At 41.6% G+C, this 25,880-nt stretch carries 24 protein-coding genes; 3 read left to right on the forward strand and 21 right to left on the reverse strand.

Going from position 1 to position 25,880, the window contains the following annotated elements; translation table 11 throughout:
* Positions 1 to 1,402: 1,402 nt before the first annotated feature.
* From D8803_RS07940 to D8803_RS08020, 17 genes are all read right to left on the reverse strand, one after another.
* Positions 1,403 to 4,054, reverse strand: a complete 2,652-nt coding sequence (locus D8803_RS07940; RefSeq protein ID WP_131200787.1) for a valine--tRNA ligase — start codon at positions 4,052 to 4,054, stop codon at positions 1,403 to 1,405.
* Between the two features lie 13 nt (positions 4,055 to 4,067).
* Complete coding sequence (locus D8803_RS07945; protein WP_131200788.1) at positions 4,068 to 7,085, reverse strand: DEAD/DEAH box helicase; 3,018 nt, start codon at positions 7,083 to 7,085, stop codon at positions 4,068 to 4,070.
* Between the two features lie 45 nt (positions 7,086 to 7,130).
* Positions 7,131 to 7,691, reverse strand: coding sequence for a GNAT family N-acetyltransferase (locus D8803_RS07950; protein WP_061417906.1), 561 nt, complete (start codon positions 7,689 to 7,691; stop codon positions 7,131 to 7,133).
* A 277-nt stretch (positions 7,692 to 7,968) separates the two neighbouring features.
* Positions 7,969 to 8,364 carry a helix-hairpin-helix domain-containing protein gene (locus tag D8803_RS07955; protein WP_000038699.1) on the reverse strand — a complete coding sequence of 132 codons (396 nt, stop codon included), beginning with the start codon at positions 8,362 to 8,364 and terminating at the stop codon, positions 7,969 to 7,971.
* A 97-nt stretch (positions 8,365 to 8,461) separates the two neighbouring features.
* Positions 8,462 to 8,716, reverse strand: a complete 255-nt coding sequence (locus tag D8803_RS07960; RefSeq protein ID WP_000119707.1) for a DUF1912 family protein — start codon at positions 8,714 to 8,716, stop codon at positions 8,462 to 8,464.
* Between the two features lie 9 nt (positions 8,717 to 8,725).
* Positions 8,726 to 10,060: a DUF438 domain-containing protein gene (locus D8803_RS07965; RefSeq protein WP_131200789.1), complete on the reverse strand. Its 1,335-nt coding sequence runs from the start codon at positions 10,058 to 10,060 to the stop codon at positions 8,726 to 8,728.
* Positions 10,060 to 10,293 (reverse strand): DUF1858 domain-containing protein, encoded by a 234-nt coding sequence (locus D8803_RS07970; RefSeq protein WP_000368739.1) that lies wholly within the window; start codon positions 10,291 to 10,293, stop codon positions 10,060 to 10,062. The genes D8803_RS07965 and D8803_RS07970 overlap by 1 nt, the downstream gene beginning before the upstream one ends.
* 95 nt (positions 10,294 to 10,388) lie before the next feature.
* Positions 10,389 to 10,739: a 30S ribosome-binding factor RbfA gene (rbfA, locus tag D8803_RS07975; RefSeq protein ID WP_001273601.1), complete on the reverse strand. Its 351-nt coding sequence runs from the start codon at positions 10,737 to 10,739 to the stop codon at positions 10,389 to 10,391.
* Between the two features lie 250 nt (positions 10,740 to 10,989).
* Positions 10,990 to 13,773 carry a translation initiation factor IF-2 gene (gene infB / locus D8803_RS07980; protein ID WP_131200790.1) on the reverse strand — a complete coding sequence of 928 codons (2,784 nt, stop codon included), beginning with the start codon at positions 13,771 to 13,773 and terminating at the stop codon, positions 10,990 to 10,992.
* Between the two features lie 16 nt (positions 13,774 to 13,789).
* The gene (locus D8803_RS07985; RefSeq protein WP_131200791.1) at positions 13,790 to 14,089 is read right to left on the reverse strand and encodes a YlxQ-related RNA-binding protein; all 300 of its coding nucleotides are present in this window, start codon (positions 14,087 to 14,089) and stop codon (positions 13,790 to 13,792) included.
* Positions 14,082 to 14,375 (reverse strand): RNase P modulator RnpM, encoded by a 294-nt coding sequence (rnpM, locus tag D8803_RS07990; RefSeq protein WP_000857568.1) that lies wholly within the window; start codon positions 14,373 to 14,375, stop codon positions 14,082 to 14,084. The genes D8803_RS07985 and rnpM overlap by 8 nt, the downstream gene beginning before the upstream one ends.
* 21 nt (positions 14,376 to 14,396) lie before the next feature.
* The gene (gene nusA / locus D8803_RS07995; protein WP_000032278.1) at positions 14,397 to 15,533 is read right to left on the reverse strand and encodes a transcription termination factor NusA; all 1,137 of its coding nucleotides are present in this window, start codon (positions 15,531 to 15,533) and stop codon (positions 14,397 to 14,399) included.
* A 42-nt stretch (positions 15,534 to 15,575) separates the two neighbouring features.
* Positions 15,576 to 16,055, reverse strand: a complete 480-nt coding sequence (gene rimP, locus D8803_RS08000) for a ribosome maturation factor RimP (RefSeq protein WP_000338696.1) — start codon at positions 16,053 to 16,055, stop codon at positions 15,576 to 15,578.
* Positions 16,056 to 16,181: 126 nt separating this feature from the next.
* Positions 16,182 to 16,817, reverse strand: a complete 636-nt coding sequence (gene trmB, locus D8803_RS08005; protein WP_001266088.1) for a tRNA (guanosine(46)-N7)-methyltransferase TrmB — start codon at positions 16,815 to 16,817, stop codon at positions 16,182 to 16,184.
* Complete coding sequence (gene ccrZ / locus D8803_RS08010) at positions 16,814 to 17,608, reverse strand: cell cycle regulator CcrZ (protein ID WP_000363019.1); 795 nt, start codon at positions 17,606 to 17,608, stop codon at positions 16,814 to 16,816. The genes trmB and ccrZ overlap by 4 nt, the downstream gene beginning before the upstream one ends.
* A gap of 47 nt (positions 17,609 to 17,655) precedes the next feature.
* Positions 17,656 to 18,705, reverse strand: a complete 1,050-nt coding sequence (locus D8803_RS08015) for an ABC transporter permease (RefSeq protein WP_131200792.1) — start codon at positions 18,703 to 18,705, stop codon at positions 17,656 to 17,658.
* Positions 18,702 to 19,433, reverse strand: coding sequence for an ABC transporter ATP-binding protein (locus D8803_RS08020; protein WP_131200793.1), 732 nt, complete (start codon positions 19,431 to 19,433; stop codon positions 18,702 to 18,704). Before D8803_RS08020 ends, D8803_RS08015 begins: the two co-directional genes overlap by 4 nt.
* A 67-nt stretch (positions 19,434 to 19,500) precedes the next feature.
* On the opposite strand from D8803_RS08020, the gene D8803_RS08025 reads away from it, so the two are divergent.
* The 3 genes from D8803_RS08025 (at position 19,501) to D8803_RS08035 (ending at position 20,922) form a co-directional block, all read left to right on the forward strand.
* The gene (locus tag D8803_RS08025) at positions 19,501 to 19,911 is read left to right on the forward strand and encodes an HIT family protein (protein WP_061428391.1); all 411 of its coding nucleotides are present in this window, start codon (positions 19,501 to 19,503) and stop codon (positions 19,909 to 19,911) included.
* Positions 19,912 to 19,920: 9 nt separating this feature from the next.
* Positions 19,921 to 20,199 (forward strand): hypothetical protein, encoded by a 279-nt coding sequence (locus tag D8803_RS08030; RefSeq protein WP_007519263.1) that lies wholly within the window; start codon positions 19,921 to 19,923, stop codon positions 20,197 to 20,199.
* 69 nt (positions 20,200 to 20,268) lie between these two features.
* Complete coding sequence (locus D8803_RS08035) at positions 20,269 to 20,922, forward strand: hypothetical protein (protein WP_061587524.1); 654 nt, start codon at positions 20,269 to 20,271, stop codon at positions 20,920 to 20,922.
* A 79-nt stretch (positions 20,923 to 21,001) separates the two neighbouring features.
* Here D8803_RS08035 and dnaJ read toward each other — a convergent pair whose 3' ends face one another.
* From dnaJ to grpE, 4 genes are all read right to left on the reverse strand, one after another.
* Positions 21,002 to 22,138 carry a molecular chaperone DnaJ gene (gene dnaJ / locus D8803_RS08040; RefSeq protein ID WP_001066315.1) on the reverse strand — a complete coding sequence of 379 codons (1,137 nt, stop codon included), beginning with the start codon at positions 22,136 to 22,138 and terminating at the stop codon, positions 21,002 to 21,004.
* Positions 22,139 to 22,297: 159 nt separating this feature from the next.
* Positions 22,298 to 22,930: a DJ-1/PfpI family protein gene (locus D8803_RS08045; protein WP_061417942.1), complete on the reverse strand. Its 633-nt coding sequence runs from the start codon at positions 22,928 to 22,930 to the stop codon at positions 22,298 to 22,300.
* A gap of 213 nt (positions 22,931 to 23,143) precedes the next feature.
* The gene (gene dnaK, locus D8803_RS08050; RefSeq protein ID WP_000034667.1) at positions 23,144 to 24,967 is read right to left on the reverse strand and encodes a molecular chaperone DnaK; all 1,824 of its coding nucleotides are present in this window, start codon (positions 24,965 to 24,967) and stop codon (positions 23,144 to 23,146) included.
* A 367-nt stretch (positions 24,968 to 25,334) separates the two neighbouring features.
* Complete coding sequence (gene grpE / locus D8803_RS08055; RefSeq protein ID WP_131200794.1) at positions 25,335 to 25,850, reverse strand: nucleotide exchange factor GrpE; 516 nt, start codon at positions 25,848 to 25,850, stop codon at positions 25,335 to 25,337.
* Positions 25,851 to 25,880 lie beyond the last annotated feature (30 nt).

Genomic DNA, 25,880 nt, shown 5'->3' on the forward strand with positions numbered 1-25,880 from the left:
TATATAGAACCAACTGTTTGAAGAAATAGTTTGACCTTTATTCCTTTTCTTCATAAAGTTCGTAAACTCCTTAATATATTCTGAATAATATATTAGCAACTCAGGTATATTTAAATTAGTCCATCTCTCATTAAAGAACTTATATTTAAATTCTTCAAATATTCTATCAAAAACACCGTTTAGCAATTGATCTGCTTCGCTATACTCATTTATTTTATTTAAATCCTTTTCTAAACTATTAAAAAACAGAGATGGCTCACCTAACCTATAAGAACGCCAAAATAGATTTGCATAAAAAATTTTATAATTAGTAAGGATTTTTGTTTCAATCCACTTTCCTTGACCAATTCTTAATTCAATAGTTGTACTTACTGTTTTAATCATTGTTATGACCAAAAAAAGATACAGAAATAATAAAAAGAAGAAATCTATTTGCCAGATAATATTTAGATCTTTTTGAAAATTAATCAATAGAATATTTCTATTTAGAATAATAGAGACAAATGGAATTAAACAAAAAGACAGAATAAAAAAGTAAAACACCTTCGATTTGCTTAACTGATAAGCAAAAGANCGATTTAATATATAATTTAATTTATTCTCGCCCATATAAATATATTCTTCAGCAGTATTAGCTACAAATTGAAGAAATCCAAAGTACATCCCATATAAAGAAAGTATAGGGGTTGCATTCTTTATTATAGAAAATAAACCATCAGAAAAATTATTTTCCCATTCAGAGCCTATAAACTTAATATTTAAAGGATTAAATCTAATTATAAGATAGATTAAAATAAAGCTTATGATAGCTAACATGTTTGTATAAAAATCAAAATTATCTACTAAAACATTTTGTTTAATATTTTTAAATCGACTTAAAAATGGATTAAACCAATTCTTTATACAATTATTCTCTGAAAGAAAAATTGGTACTCCTCTAACAAATAATTTAATTGGTAAAAACATGATAAAAAAATAAAATAAAATTTTATATTCTAATTCAAATGAAAGTACAAATTTTGAAATATTAGAACTATATATAATTAAAAAAAAAGCATAAAAAATATAGGCAAAAACTTTTTGTATGAAAGTTAAGGATCTATTATAAAAAGTTCCTAAGAATAAAAATAAAGGAATTATTAAACAAAGCAACAATAGATTGGCAAAATTCATAATTAAAATATCATTTTTTACGAAGAGACCTATAACATTAGCAAAAATATAATACAAAATAAAGTATAAAATCCAATCAAAAATTCCAATCTTTTTACATAAAAAATAAATTGATAAACCTATAAATAACGACGGCACAATTAAATCAAACATAATTAAATCAAACACTCCAATCAATAGCCTTAATTCATTATACCAAAAAACACGGCTCATCACCGTGTTTCTGTGTTTATTTCACCAACTTCTTCATCTCATCAATACGTGCTACGGTCGCATCGTACTTGACTTGGTAGTCGGCTTGTTTGTCGCGTTCTTTTTGGACGACTTCTGGTTTGGCGTTGGCTACGAAGCGTTCGTTAGAGAGCTTTTTACCGACCATATCCAGTTCTTTTTGCCATTTAGCCAGTTCCTTGTCGAGACGAGCGAGTTCTTCTTCGACATTGAGGAGGTCAGCCAGTGGCAAGTAGATTTCTGCTCCTGTGATGACACTTGACATCGCGAGTTCTGGCGCAGAGATGGTTGATGCGATTTCCAAGTGTTCTGGATTTGTGAAGCGTTTGATATAGTTGACATTGCTGTTAAAGAAGGCTTCCAAGTCGCTATCGCTTGTTTTAACAAGGATGGTGATAGGCTTGCTTGGTGCTACGTTCACTTCCGCACGCGCATTACGTACAGCACGGATCAAGTCTTTGAGGCTTTCAACACCAGTGTGAGCAGTCAGGTCTTCAAAGGCTGGGTTGACAGTTGGGTATGCTGCTGTAACGATAGAGCCTTCTGAGATTTGTCCAAAGATTTCCTCTGTCACGAATGGCATGATTGGGTGAAGGAGACGAAGGATCTTGTCCAAAGTGTAAAGGAGAACAGAACGTGTGATAACTTTCTCTTCTTCGTTATCGCTATAAAGGACTTCCTTGGTCAATTCAACGTACCAGTCCGCAAACTCGTCCCAGATGAAGTTGTAGAGGATGTGTCCAGCAACACCAAACTCAAACTTATCAAAGTTTTCAGTGACCTTACCAATCGTTTCATTGAGGTTGTGGAGAATCCAACGGTCTGTGACGTTTCCAGCTTCCTTGTTAACCACTTTTTCCACATTGGCAGTTGCTTGCTCAAGGGTCAAGCCTTCATTGTTCATGAGGATGTAGCGAGAGATGTTCCAAATCTTGTTAATGAAGTTCCACGAAGCATCCATTTTCTCGTAAGAGAAGCGCACGTCTTGACCTGGCGCAGAACCGTTTGAGAGGAACCAACGAAGGGCATCAGCACCGTATTTCTCGATGACGTCCATCGGGTCAATACCGTTACCGAGAGATTTAGACATCTTGCGTCCTTGCTCGTCACGAATGAGACCGTGGATCAGAACGTTTTGGAATGGCTGACGGCCAGTGAATTCCAAGGATTGGAAGATCATACGAGATACCCAGAAGAAGATGATGTCGTAACCTGTTACCAAGGTTGAAGTTGGGAAGTAGCGTTTGAAGTCTTCTGAATCGACATCCGGCCAGCCCATGGTTGAGAATGGCCAGAGGGCAGAACTGAACCAAGTATCCAAGACGTCTTCGTCTTGAGTCCATCCGTCGCCTTCTGGAGCTTCCTCACCGACGTACATTTCACCCTCAGCATTGTACCAAGCAGGGATTTGGTGGCCCCACCAGAGCTGACGAGAGATTACCCAGTCGTGGACATTTTCCATCCATTGGAGGAAGGTATCGTTGAAACGAGGTGGGTAGAATTCTACTTTGTCTTCTGTATCTTGGTTGGCAATGGCATTTTTCGCCAATTGGTCCATCTTAACGAACCATTGCGTAGACAAGCGTGGCTCAACCACGACACCTGTACGCTCTGAGTGACCAACACTGTGGACACGTTTTTCGATTTTAACGAGGGCACCGATTTCTTCCAACTTGGCAACGACTGCCTTACGAGCTTCAAAACGGTCCATGCCTGCAAATTCGAAGGCAAGCTCGTTCATAGTTCCGTCGTCGTTCATGACGTTGACTTGTGGCAAGTTGTGACGTTGACCAACCAAGAAGTCGTTTGGATCGTGGGCAGGTGTGATTTTCACGACACCTGTACCAAACTCAGGATCTGCATGCTCATCTCCAACGATTGGGATCAATTTATTAGCGATTGGAAGGATGACATGTTTGCCAATCAAGTCCTTGTAGCGTGGATCTTCTGGATTGACCGCAACGGCTACGTCTCCAAACATAGTTTCAGGACGAGTTGTCGCAACTTCAAGAGCGCGTGAGCCGTCTTCCAGCATGTAGTTCATGTGGTAGAAGGCACCTTCGACATCCTTGTGAATCACCTCGATATCAGAAAGAGCTGTGCGAGCTGCTGGGTCCCAGTTGATGATAAACTCACCACGGTAAATCCAGCCTTTCTTGTAAAGCTCGACAAAGACCTTACGGACAGCTTTTGACAAACCTTCGTCAAGAGTGAAACGCTCACGAGAGTAGTCTACAGAGAGCCCCATCTTGCCCCATTGTTCCTTAATGGTAGTGGCATATTCATCTTTCCATTCCCAGACTTTCGTCAAGAAAGATTCACGACCCAGGTCATAACGGCTAATGCCCTCACCACGCAAGCGCTCCTCGACCTTAGCCTGAGTGGCAATCCCAGCGTGGTCCATCCCTGGTAGCCAAAGCGTGTCAAAACCTTGCATGCGCTTCTGACGGATGATGATATCTTGCAAAGTTGTATCCCAAGCGTGACCAAGGTGAAGCTTACCTGTAACGTTTGGTGGTGGAATCACGATTGAATAAGGCTTAGCCTTTTTATCGCCTGAAGGCTTGAAAACATTCGCATCAAGCCATTTTTGGTAGCGACCAGCCTCAACCTCGGCTGGATTGTATTTAGGTGAAAGTTCTTTAGACATGTGTGTGTCCTTTCTAGTTAATTTCTAAGCTACTTTGATAAGCATCTAAAATATCAATAGTATCTCTTATAATAGGGCTCTGTGTGGCTTTGTAAAGAGATTTATTCCCAATAATATAAAACTCTTCTTTAGCTCTAGTCGCTGCAACGTTTAAAATATTGGGTTCAGAGACAGCCCAACGAGCAGCCCCCTCACTCATATTATCTGCTCCAAGCACAAAATATACAATCTTATTTTCTTTTCCTTGGAAAGTATGTACCGTCCCTACATTTATAGGTTTTCCATTTTCCCGCTTTGTGAAACCGATTTTATCTAGTTCTTTTGCTAGTTGAACCGATACATTTTTAAAAGGAGTAATGACATAGATATCATCAAATTCCTCATGTCTTTTCTGCAACTCTTCTTTCAAATAATCAGCTTGCTCAGGAACAAATTTATCCTTAGCACCTCCACCAACGTCAAACCATTCTCCCAGACCTCGAGCTTCTTCCTTTCCTTGAACCATTAAATTATCATAAGAAATTTTATTGGAAATACTGAACATCGGATCACTAGAACGACGATGAACCCAGAGAGGAAGTCCTATCCATGTCCCATCTTGTTTTTTAAAACCATATCTACTAGCAGAATCCATCAATTCTTGCGTTGATGATACAAGATATTTAAAGGCTATCTTGTGGTGCTGTGCTAAAAATCCTAAAATATTTTTATCCATAGTCTGTACTGGTTGTATTTGAGAAGGATCTCCAACAGCCATAATACGTTTACTTCTAAAAATAGCCCCCACACTTGCTTGAGGTAATGCCTGACCAGCTTCATCAATAAATACATTACCGATACTATTTTCAGGCAAACACCGAAACATGGAATTAAAGCTTGCAAAAGTTGTACTAATAACTGGAACAGTGAAATTGACCCAATCCCACGCAGCTTTATATAAATCACTAGCATTATCTCTCATTGAATAGTTTTGAGGCTTCTCCCAAATCCATAATGCTTTTTCAAAATGCTTTTTATTGTCATATATAAATTGCTTCCTAACTGCCAGTGCTTTAATAAACAAACGACTCTGCTCTTCTCGATAGTCATCATCAAACCAAAAATTTGATACTTGTAGTTCTTCATATGGAACAGAAAAATTCAACTTTTTAACAGGGTATGTAGCAAGTTCCGATTGTAATTTCAAAATTTTTTCCTGATGATGAATTAATTTATCTTCTTGTTTAGATTTCCATTCATTATATCTCTGTTGCCTTTGACTCAATTGATTTAATTCAAGTTCATGCATTTTTATCTCTTTTTGCAAACCGTGGCAATATTGACTTTCATCATGTACTTTCTTCAGTTCTGCTTTTAGACTTTCATTCGCTTGATTCAATCTCGTAAAATAAGTATCTAATTTCGATGGTGTGAAAAGTCTTTTTAACCATAAGAAACGTGGAGCTTGTAATTTTATCAACTCAACATCTTGTGCTGCTATCTGTTTGTTAACATTTAACATAGAAATAAGACGCTCATGCTCAAACAGCTCAGATTCTATTTCCTTTTTACTATTTTCTAATTGAATATGTTTATCCCGTATTTTAGATAGTTCTGAACGTCTTTGGGCATCATCCTGATGAAACTCTATCTCAACCTGCTGGTAAGCATTTTTCAATTTTACATGCAATCGAATCTTATCTGCTATATCTTGCATCTTTTCTCTTTTATCAAATAGCTTCTGATATTGAATTTTAAACTCTTCGTATACTGATGGATTCGATTGAAATTTATCCGAATTCAACTCTTGTCGTATTGCTTTTAAAACATTTTGCAGACGGTCTCTATTCTGTTTTTTTCCACCTTCTATCGAAAACAATCCCCAATATTTTTTGTCGTTAGAAACATCTTCATCTTCTAACAATAAATCATTACTGATTTCAGCAAAATAATCAATTTTCTTTAATTCATCTAACCAATTTAATTTCTGATAAATTTCTTTTCTTTGGGGTAATTCATTAACAATATTTTTAACAGCACCATTATTAGAACTTGCAACTACGATTCCCTTTTCTGCAATTTCTTTTGGTAATTTTGCAATAAGATCAGATTTGTCATGACAAACTAGATTCCCTTTAAGCTTAGGAGCCGATAATTCACTAATAATTCTCGCCTGTTCCGTTACCAGATCTGCAAAAATATCTTTTAAAAGTGTCGTTTTACCAGTTCCCGGAGGACCATTGACACTTCTCACATCTTCATCCGCATTCGAAGCTAAATTTACAGCTACTTGTTGCATCATGGACAGAGCATATTTAGGGTTACTAGGAAATCTTCCTAATGGATAATTTTTCGGTTCAAGTATAGTTTCTAAATCTTTGGGATTAAAATAGGATGATTCTTTATTGCCGTCCAGATTGACCCTTACAGAATCGGATCCTGATAAATAACGATTGAGATTTTCATTATAAATTGATTTTGCATATTTCAAATCCTTTAGAAAAAATGAATGTAAATTTATTTCGTCATCGAAATTCTTAACAAAATAATATCTGCAATCACTTGGTGAAATCTCATACTTTTTGAGAAGTTTACTAAAAACTTCATTGAACTCTCCATCAAGAAACGCCTGACCTAACTGTTCTCGAAGCTCATTTTCTGCTATTAAAAAATCTTTAGGCAATTCCCTATTTTTGAAAATTTGCCCACTCATGGTTAAAAAAAACTTATCAGCCAAGAACTTCAAATCTTTATCAAAGTATAGAGCAAAAGTAAATTTATAAGAAGCTCTTCCCAATTCTTCCTCCGTCGCTTTTAAATTGTATTTGCCTCTTAACACTTCAATAATTTTTCGAAAAGGGAAAATTCCACAATAAACAGCAATCCCTGAACTGGATTTTAATTTTTGACGTTTAAAAAAATCTTTTAATATTGATTGATAATCATCACCTTGAAAAATCTTATACTTAGAATCACTTTTTTCAATATTCCCTTCTGATAATTGTTCTACTGTAATCCAGGCATCTAATATTTGATTATGACTACTTCTCATCATGTCTCCCTTAAAGCATATAAAAACAAGAATATATCTTACTCATTAAAAACTCTCCCACTCACTCTTCAGCAAGCCATATATCAGACTGTCACAGCGATTTCCTTGGGCATCTTTGCGGTCCCTTATGCGAGCTTCTAGAGTGAAGCCAAGCTTCTCTGCGACTCGTTGACTTTGGACATTGTAGCCAAAACAAGACAATTCAATTTTATGAAGATTCAATTCTTTAAAAGCTAAATCAATCAAGGTACGTGCTGCTTCTGGGACATATCCTCGTCCCCAATAGTCTGGGTGCAAGGTATAGCCAATCTCCAGAACATCGTCTTCGTAGCGACAGGGGAAATCGACAGAACCAATGATTGTATCGGTTCCTTTAACGATAATTCCGTAGCCTGCTGGGAGATTATCCTTTTGATTACGCTCGGGAAGGATATGTTCTAGGTAATAAATCTCATCTTCCAAGGTCTTGACAGGTAGAAAACCTGCTGGGTAAGAGACTTCTGGACAACTGGCATAGTCAAAGATATCCTCAGCATCCGCCACTGTACGGACTCGCAAGACAAGTCGCTCGGTTTCTATTCGTTCTGGCAACTCTGCTCTGGTCATTTTCCTGCCTCGCTTTCTACAAAAAATCGCCCCTGCCATCTACATGACAGGGACGAATGTGCTTATCCGCGGTACCACCCAACTTCGGGCAGTTGCCCGCAACTCTTGTCTTTAAAACAAAAAGACTTTTTATTTCATTTTTCATCCATCAGCAACCAGTTTTGACACATTTGTGGACTTCTCAGCACCGCCACTTTCTGTAAAATGTGGAATCCAAAACACCTCTAATGGCTCTATTGTAGCAATTTTTTCTCGGAAAAGCAAGGGACAAGAAAGATTACTTGAAGCTGATTCCGTGCTCTTTTAATTTCTTAATGGTAGCTGGGCCGATTCCTTTCAAGGCAAGGAGTTCTTTCTCCGTCCAGTTTTTAAAATCAGCAGCTGACTTGATGCCTTCATCATAGAAAGTCTTAGCACGATCTACTGAGAGACCACCCAAAGTAGCTGCGAAATCTTCTACAGAATTAGCTACTTTTTGAGCTTGTTCCTTGGTCGCTTCTACTGCTTGTTCCACTTTCTTAGAGACAACTTTTCCTGCTTCGCTGGCAGACTTCTCTGCATGTTTTACGACTTTCTTGGTCTCTTCTACAACCTTGGTCACTGTACTTGAAAATGCACCTGAACGACGAAGGCTATTTCGCAATTGTTTTTTACGTTGGAGTTTCTTTGACATGATAAAATCCTTTCAATAAAAAATCCCTGCTCTGACAAGGATTTAATAAAGATATTCTATCAAGATTTTGGGAAAAAATCAAGAAAGTATCACTATTTTAATAATTTCGCTCGCCAAACAATCCCTCTGGCAAATCATGAAATCCCTTACCTGCCTTGAAGTTTTCAAACTTACCAAGCAAGAACTGGTAGGCATCCAAGCGACTCTCGTAGCGAATCATGGCATCTTTGGCACGCTCGTCTTGATCTTCCTCGTAGACCTTTTGACTTTCCTTGTGCGCCATGTCGTTGATCATAATCTGGGTATTGACCCAAGCTTCAAATTCCTTCATAAATTCCTGTTCGTAACTCATTGATTCTCCTTATTCTAATCCACGGAAATAGTCCGTATCAATCTCACGGTAGGGCTGAATATCCTGAACATACTCCAACACTCCTTGGAATTCTCCGTTTTCATCGTGTACGGCGACATAGGTGATGTGGACAAACTTGCCTCGCGACTCTGACTTGAACCACATTTCATACTTGTCCTTTTTACCTTCACGAAGACCTTTCATAACGGCCTTCACCTTTTCTAGGTACTTGGGCGGATGGCAGAGTTCTACATTACGCCCGACTTGGGACGGCGTCCGTTTGAAAATCATCTCATCAGCTGGCGCATTGTCATTGTAATACTGGAAAATGTCGTCTTTATTGACAAAGGTAATCTCCATGGGAAGATGATTGAGGATGAGGTTGGCCTGCTCGACTGAGAGATAGCCATTGCCAAAAGCCTGTTGACTATGACGGTCCAGCACCACTTCCTTTTCCTTAGGGGTAAAGGTAATAGTAAACTGGCCTTCAGGCGTATCGATAACTTGCTGAACTTGGCCTTCTGCTGTGTCTAGCTGCACGGACTCCTCTGCACTCTTTTCCTCGACAAAACTCTGACGTTCTGGCACCCATTTCTCTGACGGACGGATGATGGCATAGCCGTAGGCATCGCTCTCCTCCGCAATCTGAATCCAGTCATCCTGAGTGAAAGACTCAAGGAGAATCATGAGAAGGATGGACTCTTCCTTGAAAATCATACTTTCAAACTCTATCGCAAAAGCTTCGAAGGTTTCCTTTACACTGCTAATCGGCACTTCTGGTAGTGACTTGGCTGTCGCTAGAGCTGTCTGAAAGAGTTCTCTGATCTGATCATCCACTCCCCACATAACTTTAGGGGGTGAATCGTGACCATAGCGCTCCATGATGGGGAAAAAGAGCTCTTCCTTGCGCTGGTAGTGGACATCAAATTGCCCCAAAAGCCTCATTTGACGGACCAAACCCTTGCGCATCTCCGCAAGCATTTCCTCGTCTTCCATAGACTCATAGGTATCTAACAATCTCCGAATGCGAATCAAGGCAGCACGGAGAGCCAGATTTTCATCCTTGAAGACGCGAACGGGGTGGCCAGGGTGTTCGGTATCCTCCACTTCGACGCCCTTAACAGCATTTTTAAAAAGATTGGCATGGACATCACAGAGCTCCATGACATCTTCAAAGGTGACACCTGAGTCTGAGTTCATCAGCTCGTGCTCCATGAGGGAAATTTCAATAGCTGAGACACCTGTAAAGGTCGCATCAAAACGCTCCTGAACTGACTCAGGAGATGCGCCGTTGTGCAATTCTAACAAAATATCCCGTAGGATATGAATCCGTTCATCTGCCATTAGTCTAATCCAATCACTTCGTAACCATTCGCTTCCAGTGTGCGGACAATCTTGTCCATAGGAGTTCCTTCGAGCTTAGAACCCTGTTTGAGCGATACCTTGCGACCGACTGTATTGCGCATCAAGGGATTAGCAAGTGGTTTAAAACCCAGCTCCACTAGGATTTCCAAGACTTCTGGATGCTTGTCTACCACTTCCGCAACGGGAATTGACACATCGATGATATTGTCCATGACGACCTCCATGTATGTTCTAAAATGATTTTCCTGCTTATATTATACCATAAGCCTGACTAGCAAACACTAAAAAAGAGGGTTCCCCCTCTTTCTTAGTTCTTATCCAGATTGCGTAGCATCTCGTCAATCTTGTTTCCATATTCAATGGACTCATCTTTGACGAAGGTTAAATCTGGGATTTTGTACAATTTCAAATTGCGACCAAGTTCACGTTTGATGGTACCAGTTGCTTTTTCAAGCCCGATTTGAGCTTTTTGGTTATCCGAAGCAAGGTTACTCAAAATGGTGTAGTAAACCTTGGCAACAGACAAATCCCCCAACATCTGAACATCTGTAATGGTCACACCTTGGACACGCGGATCACGGACCTTCTTTTGCAAAATCTCATTGACTTCACGCTTGATTTCCATGCCCACACGATCCGTACGGAAATGATTTGCCATGATATTCCTTTCTCTACTTTGAACCAAAAGCTAGGCCAGCAGACCTAGCTATTTTTAAATTTATTGATTTTCAGCTCAAATTGAAACGAAGTTCAATTTGAACTCATCCGCTTCTTTCGCTGTGGTGAAAGTGATGGAACTGATTTATCAGTCCCATCACAGGGGATTTTTGAGACACTAGACTCAAAAATAAGCAATGAAACCATCGGTTTGCTTGCGTCCCTCACCACCTAAGAAAGGAGCAAAAATCTTATCTCTTGATTTCTTCCATGACATAGGCCTCAATCACATCATCAGTCTTGATATCATTGTAGCCATCAATCATCAATCCACCTTCACGACCGTTTGTAACTTCTTTCACGTCGTCTTTGTAGTGTTTCAAGCTTGCGAGTTCGCCATCATAGATAACGACACCGTCACGGATAACACGGACTTTCGAGTCACGGGTAACCTTACCGTTGATAACCATGAATCCACCAATGGTTCCCACTTTAGATACCTTGAAGGTTTCACGGATAACTGCTTCACCGATAACTTTTTCTTCGAATTCTGGGTCAAGCATCCCTTTCATGGCTTCTTCCATCTCTTCGATAACCTTATAGATAATGCTGTGGAGACGGATTTCTACATCGTCAGCTTCCGCTTGTTGACGCGCTTGTGGTGTAGGGCGTACGTTGAAACCAACGATAAAGGCATTTGAAGCTTCCGCAAGAGTCACGTCAGATTCGTTGATAGCACCGACTGCCGAGTGGACAATGGTAACTTTGACACCTTCTACATCGATCTTTTGAAGTGAGGCAGAAAGGGCTTCAACAGAACCTTGTACGTCGGCCTTGATGATAACGTTAACCGACTTAAGTTCACCAGCTTTAAGCGTATCAAAGAGGTTTTCAAGGCTGACACGTTGGGTAGCTTGGCGTTGTTTCATGAGGGCACGTTTCGCACGCTCTTCACCTGCTGCACGCGCAGATTTTTCATCCTCGTAAACGGCAAAATGGTCACCCGCCATTGGCGCTTCGTTTAGACCTGTGATAGAAACCGGCGTTGATGGGCCTGCAACCTTAACACGACGACCAAGGTCATTGGTCATGGCACGGACACGACCGAAGGTATTTCCGACAACGATTGGGTCTTGGACATTCAAGGTACCTTGTTGGACAAGAAGGGTTGCGACCGCACCTTTTCCTTTATCCAAGCGCGCTTCGATAACCGTACCGATCGCACGCACTGTTGGGTCTGCTTTGAGTTCTTGGATTTCAGCCACAAGTAGGACCGTTTCCAAGAGTTCATCGATGTTTTGGTTGAATTTAGCTGAGATTTCAACAAATTCAGAATCACCACCCCAAGCTGTTGACATAACACCATGCTCTGCCAATTCACCGATAACGCGTTCTGGGTTGGCACCTGGTTTATCAATCTTGTTGATAGCCACGATAATTGGAACGTTTGCCGCTTTTGAGTGGTTGATGGCTTCGATAGTCTGAGGCATAACCCCGTCGTCGGCCGCTACAACCAAGATAGTAATATCGGTAACAGATGCACCACGCGCACGCATAGAGGTAAAGGCCGCGTGTCCTGGTGTATCAAGGAAGGTAATCTTCTTGCCATTTTCCACGATTTGGTAGGCACCGATATGCTGCGTGATACCACCTGCTTCACCTGTCGCAACACGAGAGTTACGAAGGGTATCCAAGAGGGTTGTTTTACCATGGTCAACGTGTCCCATGATGGTTACAACTGGTGGACGCTCAACCAATTCATCTTCATTAAGATAGCCATCTTCGACAAAGAAACGTTCGATGTCGGCATTATCCACTTCAACCTTTTGTTTGGCTTCGATACCGTAATCCACCATGAGGAGTTCGATGGTCTCTCCATCCAAGGATTGGTTTTGTGTGGCCATGACACCCATCATAAAGAGTTTCTTAACGATTTCAGCTGGTTCACGTTTGATACGTTTTGCGATTTCCGCAACAGTCATACCATCTGTATACTCAAATTCTGTTGGCAATTCATGGAACTTACGCTCTGTAACAGGTTTTGGAGTCTGGTTACGGTTGTTTTGCTTGTTCCCTTTTTTATTTTTCTTGTTGTTATTCCAGTTACTATTTCTTTGATTTCTCACTTGATTCTGACTACTTCGATTCTTTTGTTGTTTTCTAGGACCATCTTCTTCATGATCGTAATCATCACGATCTTTGTCTGGTCGAGCTTGCTTTTTACGACGTGTATCCACTACAGCCTCTTTGACTACAGGAGCTACTTCAACTACAGGCTGAGTTTGTTCAGCTAGCTTAGCAGCTTCTTCAAAGATTTCCTCTGGTTCCTTGCGTTTATTAGCTTGAGCCAAGGCTTCTTTGGCAGCTTGCGATTGTTTGAAGCGCTCCTCGCTTGAGCGAGCGTACTCTGCATTTTGCTCTGCTTTTAGGGCTGCTGCACGGGCTTTAAAGTCAACACGTGGCCCAGCTTGTTTTGGCTGGAAGTCTTGTTGCTGACGGCGATCATTGCCACGATTTCCTTGACCTTGTGGTTTCTTCCCTTGGTCGTTAAAACGGCGGTTGTCGCGGTTTCCTTGACCAGGTTTGCCACCATTACGGCCGTCGTTTTTCGGACGGTTACCGTTTTGTTGTTGGTCACGGTTGTTGCCCTTGTTTTGTTTGCGTCGCTCTGCCTGTTCTTTGGCACGCGCCTCACGCTCCGCCTTGAAGTTTCGACTTTGTGGTCTTGCGGCCACTACTTTTTCTGCCTTAGGAGCTACAGGTGCAGCTGGTTTGCTTTCTTCCTTAGCGGCTACTGGTTTAGCTGATGCAGGCTTTTCCGCTTTCTTTTCTACACTTGCTTTTGGTGTCACAGGTTTTGCTTCTGCTTTCGGAGCAGCTGGTTTAAAGCTAGCTGCGATTTGTTCAGCAGCAGTAGCTTCCACGCTCGATGAGTGGCTTTTCACATCCAAGCCCAACTCTTTTGCACGCGCTACAACTTCTTTACTTTCTTTCCCAAGTTCTTTTGCGATTTCGTACAATCTTTTCTTAGACAAATCATGTCCTCCTCTTCTATTCCATAAGAGACCTCATTTTCTTTGTAAATCCAGCATCTGTCACAGCCAAAACCTTTCTCGGTTTCCCGACTGCTATGCTTAATTCCAGTGTTGAAAACACGGTTATAACTTCTACTTGATAATAGTCACTTTTATCTTGAATCTTCTTGGTCAGATTAGGACCAGCATCATGGGCTAGAAAGACTAGCTTGGCTTTCTGATCTTGGATGGACTGGACCACCAATTCCTCACCTGATATGATCCGGCCTGCTCGTTGAGCAAGTCCCAAGAGATTACTTATCTTTTGCTTATTCAAGTCCTAACTCTCTTCTTTTCACTTTGTGATCAACATAGGCGATCAACTCGTCATAAAAGCTTTCTTCCACTTCCATGTTAAAGCTGCGGTTAAAGACTTTCTTCTTTTTGGCCTCTAGGGCTTCTGTATTGTCTAGCTTGATATAAGCGCCACGGCCATTGGCCTTGCCTGTCGGATCGATAAAGACCTGTCCTTCTTTGTTCTTGACAATGCGGAGCAAATCACGTTTATCAATCACTTCATTGGATACAACAGACTTGCGCAAAGGGATTTTTCTTGTTTTCATCTTTCCCTCCTCTAGCAGCTTTTATTCTTCCGTCAATTCGTCCGCAGCTGCATAATCCACTTGACCTGCTTCTTCCATCGCTTCAAATTCGCTTGCAGACTTGATATCGATACGGTAACCTGTCAAGTGAGCCGCCAAGCGAACGTTTTGTCCACGACGACCGATAGCAAGAGAAAGTTTGTTATCAGGTACAACGACCAAGGCACGTTTGCTGTCATTTTCATCAAAGATAACTTGGTCAACCTCTGCAGGTGCGATGGCATTGTAGATAAATTCAGCTGGATCTGCTACCCACTCGATAACGTCGATGTTTTCTTCGACAGGAATCATACGATCACTCTTGGCATCGTAGCGAGCTGGGTGGAATTTGCTGGTGATTTTCTTGATATTAGCACCACCACGTCCAACGATTGTCCCGATAGCGTCCACGTTTGGATTGTGGCTACGAACGGCAACTTTCGTACGGTCACCAGCTTCGCGGGCTACGCTCATGATTTCAACAGTTCCATCATACACTTCTGGAATTTCTTGCTCCATCAAGCGTTTGATCATTTCTGGATGACTACGGCTAACAAAGACGTTGACACCACGAGGGTTGTCTTCAACTTTATAAACGTAAACCTCAATACGGTCGTGGGAAGCAAAAACTTCTCCAGGGATTTGGTCTTGTTTTGACAATTGGGCTTCGATGCTGCCAAGGTTGACGTAAATAAAGCGGTTGTCAAAACGTTCTACCGTACCAGACATGATTTCTTGTTCATGTTCCTTGTAAGTATTATAGGTGATGGCACGTGTTTGCTTGCGCATTTTTTCCATGATGGTTTGTTTAGCAGATTGGGCTGCTACACGACCAAACTCAGCTGGTGCTTCTTCAAACTTGATTTTGTCACCAAGCTCATAGGCTGAATTAATGGCAAGGGCATCTTTCAAGCTAATTTCCAAACGGCTATCAAATACTTCATCAACAACTTCACGGACAGTATAAACTGTAAAGTCACCTGTTTTTTCGTTGAAGTCAATAGCTACGCTGTCAGATTGACCATAGCGTCTGCGATAAGCGGAACGAAGCGACTCTACTACTGCGTCGATGATGTCTTCTTTTTTGATTCCCTTGTCTTCTTCCAAAATGCGGAAGGCCTCTAGCATTTCTTTACTCATGTTCTTTTTACTTTTGAATCCTCAAAAGCTATCCTTTCTTTTCTATAGTTTTACTGCTAAACGTGCTTTTGATACTAAACTGTATGGAATTTGAACGGTTTTCTTACGTGTCTTGTCCATATACTCCATAGTCAACTCATCCCCTTCAAAGGATACCAAGGTGCCTTCAAAGACTTTTTGCTTATCAATGGCTTGGTAGAGCCCGACATGGATGTATTTCCCAACAGCTCCAGCGACAGCATCCTTGGTTTTCAAAGGACGTTCCAAGCCTGGACTGGTGATTTCTAGGAAATATTGTTCTGGGAAGGGATCGGGCTTGATGGTATCTAAGACAGGACTGATGATTTCTGTCAAGTCTGCCGTGTCGTTCAAGGTAATTCCTTCGGGTTTATCTACAAAAATACTGAGAATCATGTCACTGCCAATCTTTCCATACTCGATATCCACGAGCTCGAAAGGTGCTTGGATGACAGGTTCTACAACTTCTCTGACTAATTCTACGATTGTTGCGATTGCGTCCACCTCCTCATAAGCAAGAGGCGAAGATATTTCCCCGCCTCTCTTTCTCATATTCTTACTATCAGTATAGCACGTTTGTCAATTTATGTAAAGCATTAGCACTCAAACAGCTGGTTTTCAAGCTATTTCTTAAAATTCTGCTTCAACTCGATAGATCACTTGACCTTTGCTGGAGAATTTTTGCTCATATTCTGTCATGACATTGCCTTCAAAATCACTGGCATGCAAGTCCAGCCAAACACCATTGAGTTTCATCCCATACTGAGAAAAGCTCACTAGACTATACTCAAATAAGCCACGATTGTCTGTCTTGAAATGGATTTCCCCATTCTCAGGCAAGATGCGCTTGAAGGTATCCAAGAAACTCTTGTAAGTCAAACGACGCTTTTCATGGCGTTTTTTAGGCCAGGGATCTGAAAAGTTTAGGTAGAGACGATCAATCTCACCGTCTTCAAAGTAGTCGGTCAGATCTGAACCATCTACCCACAGCAACTTGATATTGGGCACTCCAACTTCTAATACCTTATCCAAGGCATAACTTAATACCGACTTTTGGATGTCAATCCCGATGTAGTTGATGTCAGGATTTTGCTTGGCCATTCCTGATACGAAGGCCCCTTTCCCACTTCCAACTTCAACATGAATAGGATGATCATTTCCAAACAAGTCTCGCCATTTCCCTTTAGCTTCCAAGGGATTGAGGACTACATACTGAGGATTGGCCTCTAGTAATTCTGTCGCCCCTTTACGATTTCTAACTCTCATCTCTTCTTTCCATACTTGTCACGGAAGACGCGCAAGGCATAAATCTCCCGGTTTACATTGTCTAAATCTTGATTTTCACAGTATTTGGCAATCTGGTTCAAGTAAGAATACTGACCATACCAATACAATTTATCTAACACTGTCTGATTGTACTTATAGCCGTAGTCTCTCAACCATTGACGCCACTGATGATCTGGAATGTAGTGGCATAGCAAATGCGCCACATCAAACATACGATCCGTCAGACGAACCGAATCCCAATCCACTAGATAAACGAGTCCACTCTCTGTCTCAATCCAATTACTATGACGAAGATCCCCGTGCACAATCGTTGCATGGTCTTCCCTAAAACCTGGAACCGTCTTACCTAGCTCCGCAATCACACTGTTCAAATAGTGGTTCTGCTTCAAGATTTCTGGAACTCCTTGCTGCCAAGAACGTAGCAAATCAACTGGTGTTTCCATGGTGTATCCCAAACGGCTCAACTGCTTCATCAAAGGACGCGAGCGGTGAAGGCGGTTCAAGATATTGATGATCTGCTTGCGATTCATATCGTAAGGGGTCAAGATTTTACCCGTCAGCCATTCCTGAGCACACATATCACGGCCATCTGGCAAACGACGAGTCCATAGTAATTGAGGAGCGATTTGTTCTCTGGCTAGGCCAGGTAGGATTGGAGAGGTGTTCATTTTTACAAAGACGCGCTTCCCATCAGGGTAGCTTCCCATATAAGCTTTGCCACTCTTCCCAGGGATAGGGGTCAGCGTTAGCTCATTATCACCCAAGTCCATTTCTTTCCTCCGTATAAAGTTTCCTTACTATTCTACTAGTTTTTGGTCTATTCGTCAACCAATCTTTTTAGTTGGTAAGGCAAATAAAACAATTGTAGGAAGAGACTAGCCCCTACAAGAGCCAACAAGGCTATTTTTTCTTGAAAAACCACTGCTCCGACCAGCAATTCCAGCAAAAGAACTGCACTTCCCACACCGAGTACAATCTGTTTCAATCCCTTCTCTTTCTCCCCTTTTTCTAGTGGAAAGAGCTGAGTCAAGTACTGGTAGTCAAAGGCATGATAGAGGGCCAGTAACTGAAAGAGCAGGAGATAGTTAAATAAAACTACTACTGCTGTCGCGATCCAAGACTGCTCGATGAAGATCACAGCTAACAAGGATAGGAGTAAGAGGCGGAGACTGAGGGCAAAGAGGTCTCCATTTCGCAGATAAGAACGAAGATAGAGGTTTTGCCAAATCTTGCTCGGCACTTTCTGAACTGCTTTAAGGATAAAATCCAGATAAGCGCGACGTTTGACACTATTTGAAACGCCCTTGACCTGAGTAAAGAGAGCAAAGAAACGAAGCAAAACTTGCTTGCGCTTGCTTTCTTGGGAGATCACATAGTCCCAGTCGAGACCAGTATCAGTAAAAAATTTACTGGCTTTTTGACGAAAGAGGAGATATTTCCCAGTTCCCAATAAAAGCACATAGATGAAAAAAACTGGCAAGCCATAGCCCATGGCTAAAAATAAGGGCGCAAATAAAAGCAAGAAAAGGGTTTGGACAAAGAGCCAAAAGACCAGTGAGCGCATCGTCTGCCCTTTGAGGTGGGACTTAACCTCCTCTTCACTGACTAAGAGAAAGAGCTTGTCAGGTCCTTCCATATAGGTCGCGATTCCTCCCCAAGTCAAAAGCAAAGTAGATACTATTACTAAAAACAAGAGAATAGGCCAGTGGTTTTCAGGAAAATCTTGCAAGAGTTGACTATACTGGTAAGCTAGAAAACCGATGAGAACTAACAGGAACAAGACAAAGTGGTCATTGAGAACATAACGCAGATAACCGACACACTCCTTACGAAAAGCCTGCTTTCTCCTTAAAAATAAGTCTTTCATAGCTCCTCCTCTTTGGTCAGAGCCAAGTAAATATCATTCAAACTCGCTTCAGGCATGTCAAAGGCTTCGCGGAGTTGCTGGAGGTTCCCCTGAGCTCGCACCTCCCCCTTGTGGAGGATGACAAAGGCATCACACATCTTCTCCGCTGAATCCAGCACGTGGGTACTCATGAGAATGGACTTGCCTTTTTGCTTCTCTACTTCTAGAAGCTGAATCAAGTCAGAAATAGCCAGCGGATCGAGGCCAAGGAAAGGCTCATCAACGATAAAGAGGCTCGGATCCACCACAAAAGCACAGATAATCATGACCTTCTGCTTCATCCCTTTCGAAAAATGCACTGGGAACCAGTCTAATTTTTGGTCCAAACGAAACATTTTTAATAAAGGTTCCACTCGCTCGAAAGCTATATTCTGCTCAATACCATAAGCCATAGCAACCGTCTCGATATGCTCTCTGAGAGTCAATTCCTCATACAAGCTAGGCGTTTCTGGGATGTAGCCAATCTGCTTGCGGTAGCTAGTCGCATCTTCTCGCAGGGTCAAACCATTAATCTTGATTTCCCCACTGTAAGGTGTCAAGAGACCAATAATCTCATTGATTGTCGTTGATTTACCCGCGCCGTTAAGACCGATCAAACCGACTAACTGCCCACTTTCAACTGTAAAGGACACATCTTTCAAGACAGGGACATGAACATAGCCTCCTGTCAGGTTTTTAATTTCTAACATATTTTCTCCGAATCTGGTATAATGTAGCTATATTATATCAAAATTCAATACAGTAGAGGTGGATTTTATGTCAGATTGCATTTTTTGTAAGATTATCGCAGGGGAGATTCCTGCTTCAAAAGTATACGAGGATGAGCAGGTTCTTGCCTTTCTTGATATCTCTCAAGTAACGCCTGGACACACCTTAGTCGTACCAAAAGAACACTATCGCAATCTTTTGGAAATGGATGCTACAAGTGCCAGCCAACTCTTTGCCCAAGTGCCAACAGTAGCTCAAAAAGTCATGAAGGCTACCAAGGCTGCTGGTATGAATATCATCGCCAACTGCGAGGAAGTTGCTGGTCAAACGGTCTTTCATACTCACGTGCACCTCGTACCTCGCTACGGTGCAGAAGATGACCTCAAGATTGACTTTATCGCCCACGAACCTGACTTTGACAAACTTGCCCAAGTCGCAGAATCCATTAGAAATGCCTAAGGAGATGCCATGAAACTATCCAATCTACTGCTATTCGCAGGAGCTGCAGCTGGAAGTTATTTTGTCGTGAAAAACCGCCAAGCCATTCAGGATGAAGTGCTAGATACAACTGACCGCGTCGAAGCTATCAAGGCTGATTTGGATATCATCCAAAACAGCCTGCAAATCATTGACCAACAAAAAGCCCTTATCAAGGAATACCAAAAAGATTTGACCTACAAGTTCAAAGTCTTAGAAAAAGATTTCCAAACCAGAATGGCGGTCCTCCAAGAAGAAAAACAAGAATAAGAAAGCCTCCAACTTTCCTTAATTCCATTTTGGGTTACTAGATTTGAACAGAAAAAGGAGGCAATGAAAATGAAACAGTTTGTAAAAGTTCTAGCGAAGGTCATCGCGATCCCTTGCGGCTGCCTCTGCCTGCTTGCAGCCCTAGCATTTCTACTAGTGGCCAATCTTTTCAAGGCTTCACCGAGTGACATCCGTGAGGGGAATGAAGCCTTAAAACAAATCTTTATCTCTCTTGACATGCCTCCTAAGAAAGTAGAATCAAATGGAAGGTATCAATTTGAGGGTGGAGGCTTACATTTTTATGTTACTTTCTCTGATGATGTCATCAATAGCCACCCCGTCCTAAAAGAAAGTCCAAAACTCACCAAAAACCGACTCGAAGTCTATGTCCTCCAGACAGGAGAGATTTCCTACTATAAAGTAGGGGACAACTTATTCAATCACGGTTTAATACAATTTTTAAAGGAGGAGGGCGAGAAGTATTTCCAAGAAAAAGGAAAGAAATCAAAATCTTCTTACACAATTCTAAATTGGAAAGATCAAGAAAGTCTTAAAAAGGGAATTGCATTCTATGAAAAAGCTTTGACCTTAGTAGATATTCAGGATAATTCGGCGATTAAGCGCATTGACACCGTCACCGTTAAGCCTGGAAAGGAAGAGGAATTCAAGCAACTCATTCAGGAGATGGATACTGCTGGCTTGCTCACTCAAAAGTATAAATAGTAGACTAATTGGAGAATGATTGCTCGATGCTAAATTTCCCAAGATTATACAAAAAAAGAGCCGATCGGCTCTTTTTACTTTATTCTCCTTCAAAGGCATCTTTTATATGGTCAAAGAAGCCTTTTTTCTTTGGATTGACTTTCAAATCACCTGCAGCTGCGAATTCTTTAAGCGCTGCTTTTTGGCGGTCGTTCAAACCTGTCGGAGTCACGACATTGACAGTAACGTATTGGTCACCAACGGCACCGCCACGAAGGCTCGGTGCTCCCTTGCCACGTAGACGGAATTTCTTGCCAGTCTGAGTTCCTTCTGGGATAACCAATTCAACATCTCCATGCACGGTTGGAATTTCCACAGTATCTCCAAGAGTTGCTTGGACAATATTAAGATTCAACTTGTAGAAAATAGTTGTTCCTTCACGTTCAAATTTATCACTGGCTTCAACAGAAACCACCACGTACAAGTCCCCGTAAGGTCCACCGTTAAAGCCTGCTTCACCTTGACCAGCTAGGCGGATTTGTTGGCCAGTTTCCACACCAGCAGGGATTTTCACATGGACGCTATGAGCTTGTTTTTCATGACCTGTACCGTGACAAGTTGTACATGGATCTTTGATTTCTTTTCCGCGACCATGACAGACATCACAGGTTACTTGGCGACGCATCATACCAAGAGGAGTCTGCGTATCGACGTTAATGACACCAGCACCATGACAGCGTCCACAAGTGACTGGACTTGTCCCTGGCTTAGCACCAGATCCATTACATGTACGACAGCTTGCTTCACGGTTGTACTTAACTTCCTTTTCTGTTCCGAAGATAGCTTCTTCAAAGGTCAAGTTCACACGGTACTGGAGGTCATCCCCTTGACGAGGAGCGTTTGGATTGCGTGAAGCTCCGCCTCCTCCGAAAAAACTTGAAAAGATATCTTCAAAACCACCGAAGCCACCTGCTCCGTCAAAGCCACCAAAACCGCCAGCACCACCAAAGCCACCGTTGGCACCCGCAGCACCATACTGGTCGTAAGCTGCACGTTTTTGGTCGTCACTCAAAGTCTCATAGGCTTCTTGAACTTCCTTATATTTTTCCTCAGCGCCAGGCTCCTTGTTGATATCTGGGTGGTATTTTTTGGAAAGCTTACGATAAGCCTTTTTGATCTCGTCTGCCGAAGCGTTTTTTGACACCCCCAGACGATCATAAAATTCAGTATTGTTCATAATTCAAGATACAAAGGGCGTCAAACGGACACAGTCAAAATAAGAGTTTTGACGACGGACGCTTACGTCCTAGAAAAAACTATCTTTTTGACACAGTCCGTAGCCCGTGTTCAGTTACTCGAACACCCTTATTCCTTTCTATAGTTTATAAGTAAATCATTAGAGAGTATTTTCTATACTCTGTTTCACTTCATCAAACTCTTTGTCCGATAGAGTAAAAATCAAGTCCTCTTCTGAATATTCGTTCTGTTCTTTAAAATAGTTGTCAGTATTTTCTGCCAAACCTAGACCAAGAATTACTTTTCTTGCAAACTCTTGATGTGCAAAGCCAATAGCAGTAATGATATTTTTATCTTGCAGGACAGCTTTTGCTTTGAAATTTTCCCGAGGAACAAATTCAAAATAGTCAAAGAAGTTTTGCCAAATCCCACCTGTAAATTTCGTATCATTCAATAAACCTGCTTTTGCCAACAAAATAGGCGCTGAAGAAATGGCTGCAATTAAGATATCCTGCTTGCCGAGTCCCCTCAAAAACGAATTTAATTTTTCATCCTGTAGAGCAGACCCTATATTTACCATTCCTGGCAAAATGACACAAGAATAATCTTCTAGACGTATTTGATTCAACGTCTTCGTCGGTTGGCAGGGCAAACCATCTTCAGAGACAATCATCGAATGATTTGAAGCGACATAATCAATCGTGATGTCAAAAGACAGAGCTAAAGTACTTGTTAAAGTGGCTATCTCATAAAGAGAAAAATTAGGATAAAGGACACAAAGTACTTTTTTCATAAGCTACACCCTCTATTTTACCGAAAAACAGAGGCTGGGTTGCAACCTCTGGATTTCTTCCTATCATTACGACGTTCAAGTTTTAAAAATCAAACTAGTAATGCTTAACTGAGTTTCGGCTAAAAACTTCGGAAAAAAGATAAGCCATCTTTTGTGCATCGCACAAGGCGATGGCTTCCTATTTTTCTTTCGTTTTCTTAACGCCTCAACATCTTATTTCTCCGTAAACTCTCCGTCTACGACGTCATCGCCTGCGTTTCCTGTTGCTTGTGCGCCTTCTGCTCCTGCTTGAGCTTGTTGGGCTGCTGCGGCTTGTTCGTAAAGTTTAACAGCAAGGCCTTGAGCTTTTTCGTTCAACGCTTCAAGTTTTGCTTTCATTTCATCCAAGTTGTTGTCTTCTTGCGCTTTCTTAAGGTCATCAAGAGCAGCTTGGGCAGCATCACGTTCTGCATCGAAGCCTTTTCCTTCAGTTTCCTTGATTGTCTTTTCAGTCGCAAAGATTGCTTGGTCTACTTCGTTACGAAGGTCTACTTCTTCTTTACGTTTCTTATCTGCTTCAGCGTTAGCTTCTGCATCTTTCATCATGCGGTCAATTTCTTCGTCTGTCAAACCTGAGTTTGATTGGATGACAATAGTTTGTTCTTTTTGAGTTCCAAGGTCTTTAGCCTTAACAGATACGATACCGTTCTTGTCAATGTCAAATGTTACTTCGATTTGAGGAATTCCACGAGGTGCAGCTGGGATATCTGTCAATTGGAAACGTCCAAGAGTCTTGTTATCTGCTGCCATTGGGCGTTCACCTTGAAGAACGTGAATATCAACGGCTGGTTGGTTGTCTGCTGCTGTTGAGAAGACTTGTGATTTAGAAGTTGGGATTGTAGTGTTGCGATCGATAAGTTTTGTGAAGACACCACCCATTGTTTCGATACCAAGTGACAATGGCGTTACATCAAGAAGAACAACGTCTTTCACATCACCAGTGATCACACCACCTTGGATGGCAGCACCCATAGCAACTACTTCATCAGGGTTTACTGATTTGTTTGGTTCTTTACCAGTTTCAGCCTTCACAGCTTCTACAACGGCTGGGATACGAGTTGAACCACCAACAAGGATAACTTCGTCGATTTCTGACAAGCTCAAACCTGCATCTGAAAGGGCCTGACGAACTGGAACTTTTGTACGTTCTACAAGGTCACGAGTCAAATCGTCAAATTTCGCACGAGTCAAGGTCATTTCCAAGTGAAGAGGGCCAGCCTCACCTGCAGTGATGAATGGCAAGCTGATTTGTGTTGAAGTTACACCAGAAAGGTCTTTCTTAGCTTTTTCAGCCGCATCTTTCAAACGTTGCATTGCCATCTTGTCAGTAGACAAGTCAATACCGTTTTCTTTCTTGAATTCTGCTACCAAGTGATCGATGATTTTTTGGTCAAAGTCGTCACCACCGAGTTTGTTGTCCCCTGCAGTTGACAATACATCGAAGACACCGTCACCCAATTCAAGGATAGATACGTCGAATGTACCACCACCAAGGTCGAATACCAAGATTTTTTCTTCTTTGTCAGTCTTATCCAAACCGTAAGCAAGAGCGGCTGCAGTTGGTTCGTTAACGATACGTTCTACTTCAAGACCAGCGATTTTACCAGCGTCTTTTGTTGCTTGACGTTGAGCATCGTTAAAGTAAGCAGGAACTGTGATAACTGCTTTAGTTACTTTTTCACCAAGGTAATCTTCAGCGTAACCTTTCAAGTATTGAAGGATCATAGCTGAGATTTCTTGTGGAGTGTATTCTTTACCGTTAGCAGAAACTTTTTCAGAAGTTCCCATTTTAGATTTGATAGAGATAACTGTATCTGGGTTTGTGACCGCTTGACGTTTCGCAGCATCACCAACGATGATTTCTCCGTTTTTGAACGATACTACAGATGGAGTTGTACGGTTCCCTTCTGGGTTTGCGATGATTTTGCTTTCAGTTCCTTCAAGAACTGCAACTGCTGAGTTTGTTGTACCTAAGTCAATACCGATAATTTTAGACATGTGTTTTTCTCCTTAAATTTTATATTCTTTCTTTTTGATACCCTTCTTAGGTGGCGGCGCCGTCAGAGCTTGACTTCGTCAATCTCTTTGACTAAACTTTGAGCCTAAGGTCTCAAAGTTTGCGCAAATAACGCCACGGCGAAGAGTATCGCCTTTAGTTCGCTTCGCTCACTATTGCAAAGCTGAACTACTTTTTTATCTTTCTTCATAGTTTATTGTCGTTTCGGACAAGATTTCAATGTATTTATGGTGCGACACGAGAAGTCGAAATCGATTTTATTTCGACGACGAGTTAGTAAGGAGGCTAGGCAAACGCCATAGCGATTGCCGTTTTCTGACGAGTTGCTTCAGCAACCGTCAGAATTGCCTAGTTATAGACCGCTACCATTGCTGGGCGTAGGATACGGTCATGGAGTTTGTAGCCTTTTTGGAAGACTTGGGCGATGGTATCTGCTGGATGTTCATCGTCTGCTGGGAGAGTTTGGATGGCCATATGATAGTTATGGTCAAATTCGCCATCAGCTGCGATTTCTTCGATTCCTTCTTCTTTCAAAGCGTGAATCAAGCTCTCTTGCACCATCTCCAATCCTTTTTTGACATCGTCTGTCAATCCTTCAACTGCAAGTGCACGTTCTAGGTTATCGAGCGATGGTAAGATTGCTTTTGCCAAATCTTGACTACGATAGCGCTGCAAGTTTTGACGCTCTTCATTAGCTCGGCGCTGGATATTTTGCATTTCTGCATGAGCACGAAGATATTTATTTTCAAACTCGTCCGCACGTTCATTTGCCAAGTCTAACTCTGACTTTTCAGGAGTTGTTTCTTCAACTGTTTCCACAACTTCCTCTTCTTTTACTTCTTCGTTTTTTATTTCCTCAGACATTTTTCGCCTCCTTTTTAGGAATTTATGTAA

The organism is Streptococcus oralis, from assembly GCF_003943385.1.
Lineage (GTDB): Bacteria > Bacillota > Bacilli > Lactobacillales > Streptococcaceae > Streptococcus > Streptococcus oralis_CA.